Annotated in this window: 15 protein-coding genes; 4 read left to right on the plus strand and 11 right to left on the minus strand. The window is 61.8% G+C overall.

All coding sequences use genetic code 11. From position 1 onward, the window contains the following. Positions 1-59: 59 nt before the first annotated feature. From GYK42_RS17260 to GYK42_RS17270, 3 genes are read right to left on the minus strand one after another with little or no spacing between them, the layout of a single operon-like run. Complete coding sequence (locus tag GYK42_RS17260; protein WP_166448502.1) at positions 60-1,469, minus strand: cytochrome c; 1,410 nt, start codon at positions 1,467-1,469, stop codon at positions 60-62. A 14-nt stretch (positions 1,470-1,483) separates the two neighbouring features. Then, positions 1,484-3,280 (minus strand): GMC family oxidoreductase, encoded by a 1,797-nt coding sequence (locus GYK42_RS17265; protein ID WP_046683272.1) that lies wholly within the window; start codon positions 3,278-3,280, stop codon positions 1,484-1,486. 38 nt (positions 3,281-3,318) lie between these two features. After that, entirely contained in the window at positions 3,319-4,011 is a 693-nt protein-coding gene (locus tag GYK42_RS17270; protein ID WP_166448503.1) for a gluconate 2-dehydrogenase subunit 3 family protein, read from the minus strand. 251 nt (positions 4,012-4,262) lie between these two features. On the opposite strand from GYK42_RS17270, the gene GYK42_RS17275 reads away from it, so the two are divergent. Then, on the plus strand, positions 4,263-4,805 hold the full coding sequence (locus GYK42_RS17275; RefSeq protein WP_205711444.1) for a TetR family transcriptional regulator: 543 nt from the start codon (positions 4,263-4,265) through the stop codon (positions 4,803-4,805). A gap of 53 nt (positions 4,806-4,858) precedes the next feature. Continuing rightward, positions 4,859-5,785, plus strand: a complete 927-nt coding sequence (locus GYK42_RS17280; protein WP_166448504.1) for an aldo/keto reductase — start codon at positions 4,859-4,861, stop codon at positions 5,783-5,785. Between the two features lie 2 nt (positions 5,786-5,787). Here the strand turns inward: GYK42_RS17280 and pssA are convergent, their stop codons facing one another. Further along, positions 5,788-6,528, minus strand: coding sequence for a CDP-diacylglycerol--serine O-phosphatidyltransferase (gene pssA, locus GYK42_RS17285; protein ID WP_235432888.1), 741 nt, complete (start codon positions 6,526-6,528; stop codon positions 5,788-5,790). 270 nt (positions 6,529-6,798) lie between these two features. Here pssA and GYK42_RS17290 point away from each other — a divergent pair, with 270 nt between their 5' ends. Further along, positions 6,799-7,749 carry a CAP domain-containing protein gene (locus GYK42_RS17290; protein WP_205711445.1) on the plus strand — a complete coding sequence of 317 codons (951 nt, stop codon included), beginning with the start codon at positions 6,799-6,801 and terminating at the stop codon, positions 7,747-7,749. A gap of 105 nt (positions 7,750-7,854) precedes the next feature. Then, entirely contained in the window at positions 7,855-8,490 is a 636-nt protein-coding gene (locus GYK42_RS17295) for an Hpt domain-containing protein (RefSeq protein WP_046683269.1), read from the plus strand. A gap of 163 nt (positions 8,491-8,653) precedes the next feature. Here the strand turns inward: GYK42_RS17295 and GYK42_RS17300 are convergent, their stop codons facing one another. The 7 genes from GYK42_RS17300 to rpmH all read right to left on the minus strand — a co-directional run bounded on the left by GYK42_RS17300 (position 8,654) and on the right by rpmH (position 13,298). Next, positions 8,654-8,851 carry a hypothetical protein gene (locus GYK42_RS17300; protein ID WP_058050374.1) on the minus strand — a complete coding sequence of 66 codons (198 nt, stop codon included), beginning with the start codon at positions 8,849-8,851 and terminating at the stop codon, positions 8,654-8,656. A 92-nt stretch (positions 8,852-8,943) separates the two neighbouring features. Next, a complete protein-coding gene (locus tag GYK42_RS17305; RefSeq protein WP_166448505.1) occupies positions 8,944-9,249 on the minus strand; it encodes a hypothetical protein in 306 nt (101 codons plus the stop codon). 9 nt (positions 9,250-9,258) lie between these two features. Beyond that, entirely contained in the window at positions 9,259-10,638 is a 1,380-nt protein-coding gene (gene mnmE, locus GYK42_RS17310; protein WP_166448506.1) for a tRNA uridine-5-carboxymethylaminomethyl(34) synthesis GTPase MnmE, read from the minus strand. A gap of 62 nt (positions 10,639-10,700) precedes the next feature. Continuing rightward, positions 10,701-12,434 (minus strand): membrane protein insertase YidC, encoded by a 1,734-nt coding sequence (yidC, locus tag GYK42_RS17315; RefSeq protein WP_166448507.1) that lies wholly within the window; start codon positions 12,432-12,434, stop codon positions 10,701-10,703. Between the two features lie 11 nt (positions 12,435-12,445). After that, positions 12,446-12,706 carry a membrane protein insertion efficiency factor YidD gene (gene yidD, locus GYK42_RS17320; protein WP_010401993.1) on the minus strand — a complete coding sequence of 87 codons (261 nt, stop codon included), beginning with the start codon at positions 12,704-12,706 and terminating at the stop codon, positions 12,446-12,448. Further along, positions 12,703-13,140 carry a ribonuclease P protein component gene (gene rnpA, locus GYK42_RS17325; RefSeq protein ID WP_099403828.1) on the minus strand — a complete coding sequence of 146 codons (438 nt, stop codon included), beginning with the start codon at positions 13,138-13,140 and terminating at the stop codon, positions 12,703-12,705. Before rnpA ends, yidD begins: the two co-directional genes overlap by 4 nt. Positions 13,141-13,163: 23 nt before the next feature. Then, a complete protein-coding gene (rpmH, locus tag GYK42_RS17330) occupies positions 13,164-13,298 on the minus strand; it encodes a 50S ribosomal protein L34 (RefSeq protein ID WP_010401996.1) in 135 nt (44 codons plus the stop codon). Positions 13,299-13,511: the final 213 nt, after the last annotated feature.

Below are 13,511 nucleotides of genomic sequence, written 5' to 3' on the forward strand. Positions count from 1 at the left end.
TTTAACGTTCCCATAAAAAATGCCCGCAGATGCTGCGGGCATTTTTTTCGTCCGTCACATTATTTCAGCGGCGCGTCCTTCAGGTGCGGCTTGCGCGCCACGGGCGGGAAGGTGCCATGGCGGCCTGCCGCAAACGTCGCCTCCGTCTGCGAGGCCTCCACCGGCACGGACACCTTGCGCACCTTGGCCACTTGCGCCGCCGTCACCGGCGTGCCGCGGTTGCCCCAACTGGTCTGGATGAACGTCACCACCTGGGCAGTCTGCTCGTCGTTGAAAATGTCCGCATACGGCGCCATGGTCAGCGCCGACGGCGCCGTGCGCGTGGCCGGTACGGCGCCGCCCGACAGCACGATGTTGATGGCCGACGTGGGATCGTTCGTCTGCAGCACGGCATTGCCGGCCAGCGCAGGGAAAGCCTTGTCGTAGCCCTTGCCGTCGGAACGGTGGCAGCCGGCGCAGCGGTCCAGGTACAGCTGCGCACCCTTGGAGTTGACGATGCCGCTGAACAATTGCTTGCCCAGCTTGTCATCGGCGACAAATGCTGGTGTGGCCGGCGTCGATGGCGGCAACGACTTCAAGTATTTCGCCATTGCCGCCAGGTCGCCATCCGTCATGTGCTGCATGGAATGGGCCACCACGTCGTTCATGGCGCCGAACGACGCCGTATGGCTGTTGCGGCCCGTTTTGAGGAATTCGGCGATCTCCGCCGCGCTCCAGCGCGCCAGTCCGCCGCCATGTTCATTGCGCAGCGATGGCACGGACCAGCCGTCGATCACGCCGCCGCCGGCCAGGAAGGTCGTGTTGCCCTCGTCCGTCAGCGATTTTTCCTGCATGCCCATGCCACGTGCCGTGTGGCAGGCGCCGCAGTGGCCCAGGCCCTGCACCAGGTAGGCGCCGCGCAGCAATTGCGCATCGCCCGTGACCGGCGTTTTATACGGCTGCGGCGTGGGGGCAAAAGCCCAGCGCCAGATGGTCAAGGGGAAACGCATCGACAGCGGCCACGGAATGTCGGCCGCCTTGTTCGGCGTCGGGTCCGCCTTCACGCCGTGCATGAAGTAGGCGTACAGGGCCTGCATGTCCACCTCGCTCAGGCGTGAGTACGACGGATACGGCATGGCCGGATACACGGTATAGCCGTGCTTGGTCACGCCGGTGCGCATCAGCTTGTCGAAATCGGCAAAGCTCCAGTCGCCGATACCGGCCTTTTTATCGGGCGTGATGTTGGTGGAATACACCTTGCCGATCGGCGTTTCCATGCCCAGGCCTCCGGCGAACGGCTGGCCCTTGGCGCCGGCCGTATGGCAGGCGATGCAGTCGCCCGCGCGGGCCAGGTATTCGCCCTGGCGTATCAGCTGGGCGTTCGGGGTGGTGGCGGTGCTCACCGCGCTGGCGGACCAGGCAGCGCTGGGGGTACTGGCGGCGAGCGCCAGCAGCAGGGCGCCCACTGTATGGGTGAATGTGTTGTTCATCTTCTTGTTCTTTATCAGGCGACCAGGGGACGGGGATCTTTCAGGTATTGCTCGCGGATAGCCTTGGCCGACCAGTAGGTCAGCGCGCAAGCGAGACCCGTCGGGTTATAGCCGATGCCGACCGGGAACACGCTGGAACCGACGGCAAACACGTTGTGCACGTCCCAGCTCTGCAGGTAGCGGTTGACGACGCTGGTCTTGCGGTCCGCGCCCATGGCCGTGCCGCCCGCCCAGTGCGTGGTCTGGTAGTTGCGCAAGTCGAGGTGGTCGCCCACGCTCTTGACGGACACCTTGATCGATTCCGGATTCATGGCTTCGGCCACCTTCATCATCTTGTCGGTGACGAAACGGCTCATCTTGATGTCGTTTTCCTTCCAGTCGAAGGTAAAACGCAGCAATTGCTGGCCATACTTGTCCGTGTAGGTCGGGTCGAGGTCGACATAGCAGTCGCGGTAAGTCATGTTGGCGCCGTGGCAATCGAACGAAACCGTATTCAGATAGCTCTTCTTGACGGCCTTTTTCCAGGCCGAGCCCCAGGCGGGCGTGCCGTCCGGCGTGGCAATGCCCGAGATGGGCTTGGAGCCGGCCGGGTTGCACCAGGCAGGCGAGCCGCCGACAAAGCCCAGCGGGCCATGGTCGAAATTGTCGCCATTCCAGTCATCGAGCGCGACGCCGGTGCCGCCGGCGCCGATGAACGGGTTCGTGTTCGTGTCTTCCTTGAAGAACGTCTGGATGGTGGACATCATCTGGTAGGCAATATTGCGTCCCACCACGCCTTCATTGCTGACGGGGTCATACGGCTTGCCGATGCCCGACAGCAGGAACAGGTGCGCATTGTTGTAGGCAAACGCGCTCGCGATGACCAGGTCGGCCGGTTGCTCGACGGCCTTGCCGTCCGCATTGATGTAGGTCACGCCGGTAGCACGCGCTTTGCCACCCTTGCTGCCGTCGAGATTGATGCGCACGACGTTGCAATTGGCGCGCAGTTCAAAGTTCGCCACCATGCGCAGAGCCGGCATGATGTTGACGTTGGGCGAAGCCTTGGAATAGTTGTAGCAGGCGTAGCCCGAGCAGAAACCGCAGAAGTTGCAAGGGCCCATCTGGCAGCCGTACGGATTCGTGTACGGGCCGGACGCGTTCGACGAGGCGTTGACGAATGGGTGGTAGCCAACGGCCTTGGCCGCGCGACGGAACAGCTCGGCCGTGTACGGCACTTTTTGCGGCGCCAGCGCGTAATTGTCCGAGCGGTCGCCCTCAAACACATTGCCGTCGCCGACGACGATGCCGTTGACCTTATACGCCTGGCCCGAGGTGCCGAAGACTTTCTCGACGAAATCGAAGTGCGGCTCCAGCTCGGCGTACGTCACGCCAAAGTCCTGGATCGTCATGCCTTCGGGGATGAATTTCTTGCCGTAGCGGCGCTCGTAGTGACTGCGGATTTGCAGCTCTTCCGGCAAGACGCGCCAGTGCATGCCCGACCAGTGCAAGCCCGCGCCGCCCACGCCCGTGCCCGGCTTGAAAGCGCCGATCTGGCGGTACGGCACGGCCACGCCCGTGATGCTGTGGCGGAAGGTGAACGTGCTCTTCGACATATCCTGGAACAGCTTGCTGCGCTGGATATAAGTCAGCTCGTCGAGGGTCTTCGGATAGGCGCCGTCCGGATAGGTGTCGCGGTACTCGCCGCGTTCCAGCGCGACCACGTTCAGGCCCGCCTCCGTCAATTCCTTGGCCATGATGGCGCCGGTCCAGCCGAAGCCGACAATCACGGCATCGACAGGCTTCATTTTTACATCTGGTTTGATATCACTCATGATGGTTTTTCTTTTTCTTTGATCGGGTACAAAAAGTTTTAGGCAATCGACACGGGCGGCAACGGGTATTTCTTGCCATACTGTTCGACCCAATCCATGTAGTCGGCACGCGCGCCGGGGAATCCCACCATCTTCCAGGCCAGCATGTCCTTGTTGCCGCCGTGCACGGGGTCGCAAAAATAGCCTTCGCGCGTGTTTTGCAGCAGCTGGTTGAAGAAGACTTTCGACGGCACTTCGCCGATGTCCAGGGTCCCTTTTTGTAATTGCGTGATGACGGCATCGCGCTCGGCCGAGTTCAACTGCACGAAAGGCTTGCCGGACTGTTTCTGCACTGTCGCGTTGACGCCGGCCAAGGCGCTCTGGTACAGCTCGCGCGGCGCCATGTGGAACTGGTAGCCGAACTGTTCGATCGATGGCACGAACGGTCCCTGCATGTACCACAGCGCGCCATACGCGTAAGGCGTGTTCATCTGCGCGTCGATGAATTCATGCGCGCCCGATTCCAGCGCGCCCGGACCTTCGGCGTCGGCAGGGATCAGGCGGTCGACCAGCGCGCTCAAGGTGGCCCATTCGGTGGCGTTGAAAAAGCGCGGTTTGTAGGCAGGCTGGTCCTTGGAGACGGCCATGGCCAGGCCGCCGCCGGCGCCGGCCAGCAAGGCCACGGCAGGCGCGGCGCCAACGGCCTTGCGCAGGAAGTTGCGCCGATGGGGCGAAATCCCGATGATTTTCATAGGTTTTCCTCAGGCGGCACGAGCCGCCACAGTGATGGATGTGGAAGTCAGAAAGAAAATACGGGCACGCGCCGCTGAGATTGCAGATTTCACGTAGAGATGACTGGAGTATCGCGGCGCGGTGCATCAACCTGCCGGTTAATTGACTAACATGATTGACAAGCAGTTGCTTTGCATTTACGGTGCGCATCGTACCATAATTAAAAGAAACATTCAGAGACAGGCCAGACGTGATTAAAAAAGAGGCAGCAGTGCGTGGCCGCCCACGCAAGGCGGGCGTGGAAGATGCGGTATTGGAAGCCATCGTCATGCTGGTGCGCCAGCATGGGCTCGACGCCGTGACAATACAGATGGTGGCCGACGCTGCCGGCGTGGGGCGCCAGACGATCTACCGGCGCTGGCCGCGCCGCGAAGACATGCTGCTCGACGCGCTCGTCAAGCGCACGGCGGAAAAGCTGCAGCGCGCGCTCGACATGCCGGACGGTCAGGAAATCGAGGCGATCTGCGCGCGCATCTTCGACAACCTGAACGCCGATGGCCGCTTCACGTGCGACTTACTGGTATTGATCCACAATGATGCGGCGGCGCAGCTGCGTTTTCGCGAGCAGATCGTCGCGCCGTGGATCACCCTGGTGGTGCAGCGCCTGGTCAACATCGGCGTGCGCGCCGACCTCGACCTGCGCCTGTTTGCCTTCATGCTGCAGTCGGCGCTGGTGTACCAGATGCAGCTGGGCGGCCAGCTCGACGATGCCCTGCAGGAGCGTTGCTGCCGCTTTATCCGCAGCATGCTGTAGCACTGGATATAATCGTGGCGTCACCTTCTTCGCCACCACCAGAAAGCCAGCCCATGAGCCATGTATTTCCCGCCAGCCTGCAAACACCGCGCAGCCGTTTGAGCAGCAACGGTCCCGAACTGTCGCGCATCGTCGCCGGCATGTGGCGCATCGGCGAGTGGAATATGTCGGCGCAGCAGCGCCTGGCCTTCATCGAGCAATGCCTGGCGCTGGGCGTGTCGAGCTTCGACCATGCCGATATCTATGGCGATTACAGTGCCGAAGGCCTGTTTGGCGAAGCGCTGGCCCTGCAGCCGGGCTTGCGCGACAAGATGGAGCTGGTCAGCAAATGCGGCATCAAGCTGCTGTCGCCGCACCGTCCTGGCCATGCCATCCAGCATTACGACACGAGCGCGGCGCACATCACCAGTTCCGTGGAACACACCTTGCGCCAGCTGCACACGGACCGCCTGGACTTGCTGCTGATCCACCGTCCCGACCCGCTGATGGATTTCGACGAGATCGCCGGCGCCTTCACGCAATTGAAAGCGGCGGGCAAGGTATTGCACTTTGGCGTGTCGAATTTCAGCCGCCACCAGTTCGAGTGCCTGCACCGGCGTTTTCCATTGGTGACGAACCAGGTGGAATTTTCGCCGCTGCACGTGGCTCCCCTGTTTGATGAAACCTTCGACGGCTTGCAAGACGTGGGGGTGGCACCGATGATCTGGTCGCCGCTGGCGGGCGGCCGGCTGTTCCAGGGGGGCGATGCGAATGTGGAGAACTTGCGCAATGTCATCAAGCAGATCGCGGACCAACTGCAGCGTCCGTTTGCCAGCGTCGTGTTTGCCTGGATCATGCAGCTGCCATGCCGCCCCCTGCCGCTGACGGGCACGGGCCGCATCGAGGCCGTGGGCGTGGCCGTGGAAGGCACGCAGTTTACGCTCAGCCGCAGCGACTGGTTCGCCATCCTGCGTGCCGCGCGCGGGCACGAGGTGGCCTGAGATTAATCGATCTCGTCGGGGTCGTTGAATACCTGCGGCAGCGCAATACCGCGCCAGCCCAGGTACCACGCCAGGTTCAACGCCAGGGTGGCGGCGATGTAGACGGCGAAGAACAGCGCAAAGAAACTCGTCTTCAGCCACACGAGCAGGGCGATAGCGACTATCAGCACCAGCAGCGCGGCCAGGCTTTTCTTTTGCTTGGAGCTGGGGAAGCGCAAGGTCGACACCATCAGGCTGCCCACGCCGACGAGCAGCAGCATCAGCAGATAGCTGTGCAGCATGGAATCGATGGGCGCCGGCCAGGCCACCACCACGGCCGCCACGCAAGCGGCCCCGGCCGTGATCGGCATGCCGACGAAATACAGGGGATCCGTGCGCCCCACGTTCACATTGAAGCGCGCCAGGCGCATCGCGCCGCAGGCAACAAAGAAGAAGCTGGCCATGCCGCCAAAGCGCAGCAGCAGCGGATCATGCACGCCCATCTGCACGAAGCCGTAGCAATACAACAGGACGGCCGGGGCGCAGCCGAAATTCATCACATCGGCGATGGAATCGAGCTGCACGCCGAACTGCGAACTGGTGTTCGTCAGGCGCGCGACATAGCCGTCGAGCGCATCGAACACGCCGGCCAGCACCAGCAGCGCCGCCGCCAGGCGGTAGGCATCCGCATCGCCCACGGCGGCGTTGTCGACGGAAATGACGATGCTGGCAAAACCGCAGGCTATCGAAAGCAAAGTCACCATGCTGGGCAAGGCGTATTTGGCGCGCTGCAGGCGCGACTTGGGCAAGGTGTTCAAATGTATGGGCAATCAAAAAAAATCGGAAGTAAGGCAATGCAGCGGCAAACGCTGCGCTACGCTCATTCTACCCTGCGCAGCTGCGGCACCGTCCGCGCACGAGCGCGCCACATATCTTTTCATGAATGCGCTACAAGGTATCAAAATACCTTAGAATCGTTTTACAGGACAGCACGCTGGCCCCACCGCCGTCCGTCTACCTCTACAGGAGCCAACTTGATTGCCTCGTCACTGCGTTGGAAATACTGGATACCTACCCTGCTGAGTGCAGCACTGCTGAGTGCCTGCGGCGGCGGCGACAGCGGCGGCAATACGTCGCTGAGCACCTCGACCCCGGCCGGGCAGCTGACACAGGAGCCGGGCGCTCCCGTCCTCAGCAACAATATTGCCACCGATGGCTTTAACTGGTTCAACTACCGGCGCAGCCAGATCGGCCTGTCGCCACTGGTGCGCAACAGCCAGATCGACAGCGCGGCCCTGGGGCATTCCAGCTATCTCAATCTCAATAATACGGTGGCGCACGAACAGGTGCAGGGCAAGCCCGGCTTTACGGGTGTGAAACTGGGCGACCGCCTGGCCAAGGCCGGCTACGTCGTCACGTCGCTGCAGGGCGAAGTCATCGCTGGCGCGAGCAACACGTCCGGCTTTTACCTGGCCGAAGAACTGGTCACGGCCATCTATCACCGCTTCGTCATTTTCGAACCGCTGTTCAAGGAAGGTGGCGCGGGCGCGGCCGTCAGCGGCGCCGGCTATGCCTATTTCACCACCGACCTGGCCGGCAACCGCAGCTATGGCCCCGGGCTGGCGGCGGGACAGATCGTTACCTATCCGTTCAGCGGGCAGCAGAAGGTGGCCGTCAGTTTTTCCAGCGATAACGAATCGCCCGATCCCGTGCCGAACCAGGATGTGGTCGGCTACCCGATCAGCGTGCATGCCAACTACGGCACGCCCGTCAGCGTGACGGCGTTCAGCGTGCGCCAGCGCGGCACCGCCACGGACCTGGCGGCGCGCCTGCTCACCAGCAGCAACGATGTACATACGCCGGTCTCGGCCGCGTCCATCATCCCGTTGGCGCCCTTGAATGCGAACGCCAGCTATGACGTGAGTTTCATCGGCAAAGTCAATGGCGCGGACGTTACGCACAGCTGGTCATTCACGACGCGCTAGCAATGTCGCTGGCGGCCAAGCGGGCGCAGCGTCGAGGATGACTGGATGTAAAATAGCGGTTCCAGCTTTACTGACATTGACAAGTTTTGGGGCGCTCTGCACAGCATGCTGAAACCACACGCCACTTGCGATGATGATGCCGCCGTTGCGGCATCCGACATGGTCCGTATTCTCGATGTCGAGAACGGACTGGGCCGCATCATGGGCGACCGCATCCTGTACCTGAAAATCCTGCGCCGCTTCCTGCACGACCACGGCACCACGCCATGCCAGATCCGCGCCGAATTCGACGCGGGCAACTACGCTTCCGCGCGCCTGAAGGCGCATACCCTCAAAGGCGCCGCCGGCATGATCGGTGCGCGCCACGTGCATGGCCTGTCGGCCACCCTCGAATCGGCATTGCGCGCACAGGCGCCCGACCTGGCCCAGCAGATGCTGCAGCTGGAACTGGCGCAGGATCAATTGCTCGGCGCGGTCAGCAGCATGCTGGGCACGCCGGAGGCAAACCATACGGCGGCGCAGGACGTGGCGCCCGACCCGGCCGCGCCCGCCATCCAGCTGCTGCTGGCGCGCCTGGCCAGCCATCTGCGCGAAGGCGACGGGGCGGCCATCGACATCCTGGAAAACTCGGCCAGCCTGCTCGCGGCCAGCCTGGGCGTGAACGTCTACCAGGAAGTGGCCGCCGCCGCGCACGAGTTTGATTTCGACGGCGCCCTGGCGGCCCTGCTGCGGCGCCGCTAAGTAATCGTCGGGAAATTATTGTGAATTTATAACGAACAGAACCGGATGCTGTGCAAGGCGCCCGCTGCGACGCAGTGCGAGCACTGCCAGCAGCGGGCAACACCGCAGAGCAGCGGTTATGGAAGTCAGAAAACACAATAATTTATTGGGGCTTACTTGACGCTCAGTTGTTGTATTGCGCCTCTTCCGCATACGCCACGCAACAACTTTTGCAACAGAAACGACGCACGGCATCGAGCGGCTTGTCGCAGTACCAGCATGCGCCTTTTGGCGGCAACGCTGCGATCAATTGCGGCAGGGAAGGCAATGGCGGCGCCACCACTCCCCCGCTTTCCACGACTTCCGGCTGTTCGCTGTCCATGGCGCTTCCTTTCCTAGCGGCACTTCAAGGCCGCTCAGCAAGATTACGTCAGCGCAGTTTGGACTTCATGATAATTCTCAACGGGGCAGATGCTAGCCTGACTTCCGGTAGCTGCGCACGGCGTCATTGGCCTGTTCATCGATGATTTTCTGCAGCTTCGGCTGTCCCGCGTACTTGGCGGACAGCCGCTTCCATTGCCGCTGCGCCTGGCCGCAGGCATCGTCCACGGCTGCGATGATCTCGCGCTGGCGCGCCTTGTCGTTATCATCCCATTCGCCGGCAAAATGCTCGCACGTTTGCGCATGCTCAACGAACTTCGCCACATCCTTCGGCAGTTTTTCCTGCGCGCCAGCCAGCAGGGGCAGGCAGGCAAACACAAAAGCGAGCACAAGCTTCATCGAACCTCCTTATTTGCCGATGCAGAAACGGCTGAAGATCACGCCCAGCAGGTCGTCAGGCGAAAACTCGCCCGTGATGCTCGACAGTTGCACCTGCGCCAAGCGCAGTTCTTCGGCGAACAGATCGAGCGACTGGTCGTCCTGCGCCGCGTGCGCGGCGGCGATATCCAGATGCTTGCCGGCCGATTTCAAGGCGATCAAATGGCGTTCGCGCGCCAGGTACAGCGATTCACCCGTCTGCTGCCAGCCGGCGATGCGCAGGAGCTCGGCGCGCAAGAGGTCGATGCCGATGTGCTCGTGCGCCGACAGATACACGTGGGTGGCGTCCGGCATGCTGTCGACGCCGGGCTTGTGGCCAGAGAGATCAATCTTGTTCCACACGCGCACCACGGGCACGCCTTCAGGGAAGGCGGCGACGATGGTTTCATCGGCCAGGGTCGGACCGTGGTCTGCGTCCAGCAAGTGCAGGATCACGTCCGCCTTGCCAATTTCGCCCCAGGTGCGTTCGATGCCGATGCGCTCGACGGCGTCGATGGTGTCGCCCGCGCTGCGGATGCCGGCCGTGTCGATGATGTTGAGCGGAATGCCTTCGATCTGGATGGTTTCGCTGACCTTGTCGCGCGTGGTACCGGCGATCGGCGTGACGATGGCCACGTCGGCGCCCGCCAGCGCGTTCAACAGTGACGACTTGCCCACGTTGGGCTGGCCGGCCAGCACCACGTTCAGGCCTTCGCGCAGCAGCGCGCCCTGCGCCGCCTGTGCAAACACTTTGTTCAACGCTTCGATCACGGCTTTCAATTGGCCGCGTGCATTCGATTTTTCCAGGAAGTCGATTTCCTCTTCCGGGAAGTCCAGGGTCGCTTCGACCAGCATGCGCAGCCCCGTCACCTGTTCCACCAGCGCGTGGATGGTGTTCGAGAACGCGCCCGACAGCGATTGCGAGGCGGACTTGGCCGCCGCTTCCGTGGACGCGTCGATCAGGTCGGCCACGGCTTCCGCTTGCGCCAGGTCCAGCTTGTCATTGAGAAAAGCGCGGCGCGTGAATTCGCCCGGTTCGGCCAGGCGCAAGCCGCTGTCCTTGCCCGCTTCCAGCACGCGCGCCAGCAGCAGCTGCAGCACGATGGGGCCGCCGTGGCCCTGCAATTCCAGCACGTCTTCGCCCGTGTACGAATGCGGGCCCTTGAAGTGGATGGCGATACCCTGGTCGATGATGCTGCCATCGCTTTCCGTGAATGGCAGATAGGTGGCGTGGCGCGGTTTGAGTTGCTGCGCGCCGAACAGGGCCGTCATTAAAGGAGCGAGGTTTTTGCCGGAGGCGCGTACCACGCCGATGCCGCCGCGACCGGGAGCGGTGGCAATGGCGGCGATAGGGGAAGAGTCGAGTTTCATGGGGGATATTGTAGATGAAAAAAAAGCCCGCGCGAGGCGGGCTTTCTGTTCGCTGGCCGGAATTACTTGGCGGCAGGCGCGTATTTTTTGGTGATCACCCATTGCTGGCCGATCGACAGGACGTTGTTGACGACCCAGTAGAGTACCAAGCCCGACGGGAAGAAGAAGAACATCACCGAGAATGCCAGTGGCATGAACAGCATCATCTTCGCTTGCATCGGATCGGCCGGGGCCGGGTTCAGCTTGGTCGTGATGTACATCGAGATCGCGTACAGCACTGGCAGGATGCACCATGGGTCATGCTGGGCCAGGTCGGTGATCCAGCCGATCCATGGCGCGCCGCGGATTTCCACGGACGCGTTCAACACCCAGTACAGGGCGATAAAGACGGGCATCTGGATCAGGATCGGCAGGCAGCCGCCCAGCGGATTGATCTTTTCCGTCTTGTACAGCTCCATCGTGGCCTGGTTCATCTTTTGCGGATCGCCTTTGTAGCGCTCGCGGATCGCTTGCATCTTCGGCGTGACCAGTTTCATCTTGGCCATGCTGCGGTAGCCGGCGGCCGACAGCGGGAAGAACGCCAGCTTGATCAGGATCGTGAAGGCGATGATGGTCCAGCCCCAGTTGCCCAGCACGCTGTGGATGTGTTCCATGACCCAGAAGATCGGCTTGGCGATGATGGTCAGCCAGCCGTAATCCTTGACCAGTTCCAGGCCAGGCGAAACGTTTTCCAGCAGGTGCGCGATTTGCGGACCCGAGTACAGCTTGCTGTCCATGCTGGCCGAGGCGCCTGGCGCCAGGGTAGGCAATGGCAGCACGTTGCCGATGGCGTACAGATTGGTGCCGAGCTTTTTCGTGAAGATATCGCGCTTGGCGTTCTCGGGCGGAACGAAGGCCGACACGAAGAAGTGCTGCGAAATCGCAAACCAGCCGCCATTCGCCGTGGCCGGATGCAGGCCCTTCATGGCGTTGTCGTTGCCCTTCTTCTCGTCTTCCACGGCCGCTTTTTCGATTTTCTCGAACGTCAGCTTCTGGTACTTGTCTTGCGGCGTGTACAGGGTCGGGCCCGTGAAGCTGCTATTGAAGAACGAATCGCCGACCGGCTTGTTGCCGTCATGCGTCAGTTGCAGGTACAGCTGTGGCGTGACAGGGGCCGCGCCCACGTTGGACACGTCGTGGCGCACGTCGATGACGTAGTCGCCGCGCTTGAACGTAAACGTCTTGGTCAGCTTGACGCCGCCTTCGACCGCTTCCATCACCAGTTGCACTTGCTTGCCGTCACCGATCGTGCGCACGCCAGGCTGCACGGTAAAACCGCTCGCGTGGGTAGGGAAAGGACCGCCGACCAGGCCCGATTGCGCCAGGTAGGTATGGTTCGCGCCTTCGTCGAACAGCACTTCGTTTTGCTTGCCTTCATCAGGCTGGCACCATTTGAACAGGCCGAAGCAGCCGCCGAACCAGCCCGGATTGCCCGCGCCCTTGAACTTCAGCAATTCCAGACGCTTGACCTGGCCGCCCAGGGTGTCGATGTCGACCTTGATGACGTCGGTGGTGATGGTAATCACTTCGCGCTTGAACGCGGCGGGATCGGTCGCTTCGCCAGGCACGGCGGTCGCGCCGGCAGCCGCGGCAGCCAGGGCGTCCGTCTTGGCCGGGGTGACAGGCGCCTTGGCGGTTTGTTCCGTGTTCGCGGAGAACATCGACGGCTTGCCGTTCGAGATCATCCATTCGTTCCAGAGAATTACCAGCGAGACGGAAAACACGATCCACAGGATGGTACGTTTATTGATATCCATTAGGGTATTTGTCAGGAGTGGTTGCAACCGCAAGCGGTCGTTGAAGATTGTTTGCAATCGGCCGGCGGCACCGGGTCGACGCCCCCTTCATTCCAGGGGTGGCAACGGCACAGGCGCTTGGCAGCCAGCAGGCTGCCCTTGGCCGTACCGTGCACGCGCAGCGCTTCCATCGCGTAATGCGAACAGCTCGGATAGAAACGGCAATTCTGTCCCAGCATTGGGCTGATCAGCAACTGATAAGCGCGCAGCAGGAACAGCAGCAGGGTTTTCATGGCGCGGATGGTGGTGGCGCAGCAACAGAACGGGCCTGGGCGGCGATTTGCGCCGCGAACAGGCGGCTCAACTCTTCACGCAGCTCGGCTTTGAGCTTGGTCGTGGTGGCCGGGCCATCCTTGCTGTTGACGGCGCGCGACAAACGCACCACGCAGTCGACCGGCGGCATCGCGCTGTTGCGAAACAGCTCGCGCGTGACGCGCTTGATCGTGTTGCGGGTCGCCGCGCGCGGCGCGAAACGCTTCGCCACAACGACGCCCAGCCGCGCATGCGGCAATTGATTGTGTCGGGTGTACAGCACAAAATGCGCTGTTTTTTGCGAAGGGCGCAAACGAAAAACGGATGAAAATTCATCCGTTTTAACGATACGCCGAACGCGCGCGAAGTCGTGTGAACCTTCGCGTTGATTGCCGACTGGAGTACAGCTAGCCACGCGATCAGCTGTCAACGACAAGCCTAGACGGCCAGACGTTTGCGGCCCTTTGCGCGACGTGCGTTGAGCACATCACGGCCACCACGGGTAGCCATACGAGCGCGGAAGCCGTGCGTACGCTTGCGGCGAACGACGGAAGGTTGGTAAGTACGTTTCATGTTGGTCTCGCTAAAAACAAAAAAAATGCAAAATCGGGTCTGACGTCCCGTCAGTTTTTGGTGCCAATGACAATCGCGCACTTATGCCAAGGCACAAGCTGGCCAATCTCATCGCCCGCTTAATCCACGCTTAGTCCATATTGTCGTTCCAAATGAATAAACACGGAATACGGGCGGGGAACCCTGAATTATTCAGCATATGCCCCCCTCTTG

Origin of the sequence: Janthinobacterium lividum (genome assembly GCF_011601275.1) — a bacterium.
Classification (GTDB): Bacteria; Pseudomonadota; Gammaproteobacteria; order Burkholderiales; family Burkholderiaceae_D; genus Janthinobacterium; species Janthinobacterium lividum_E.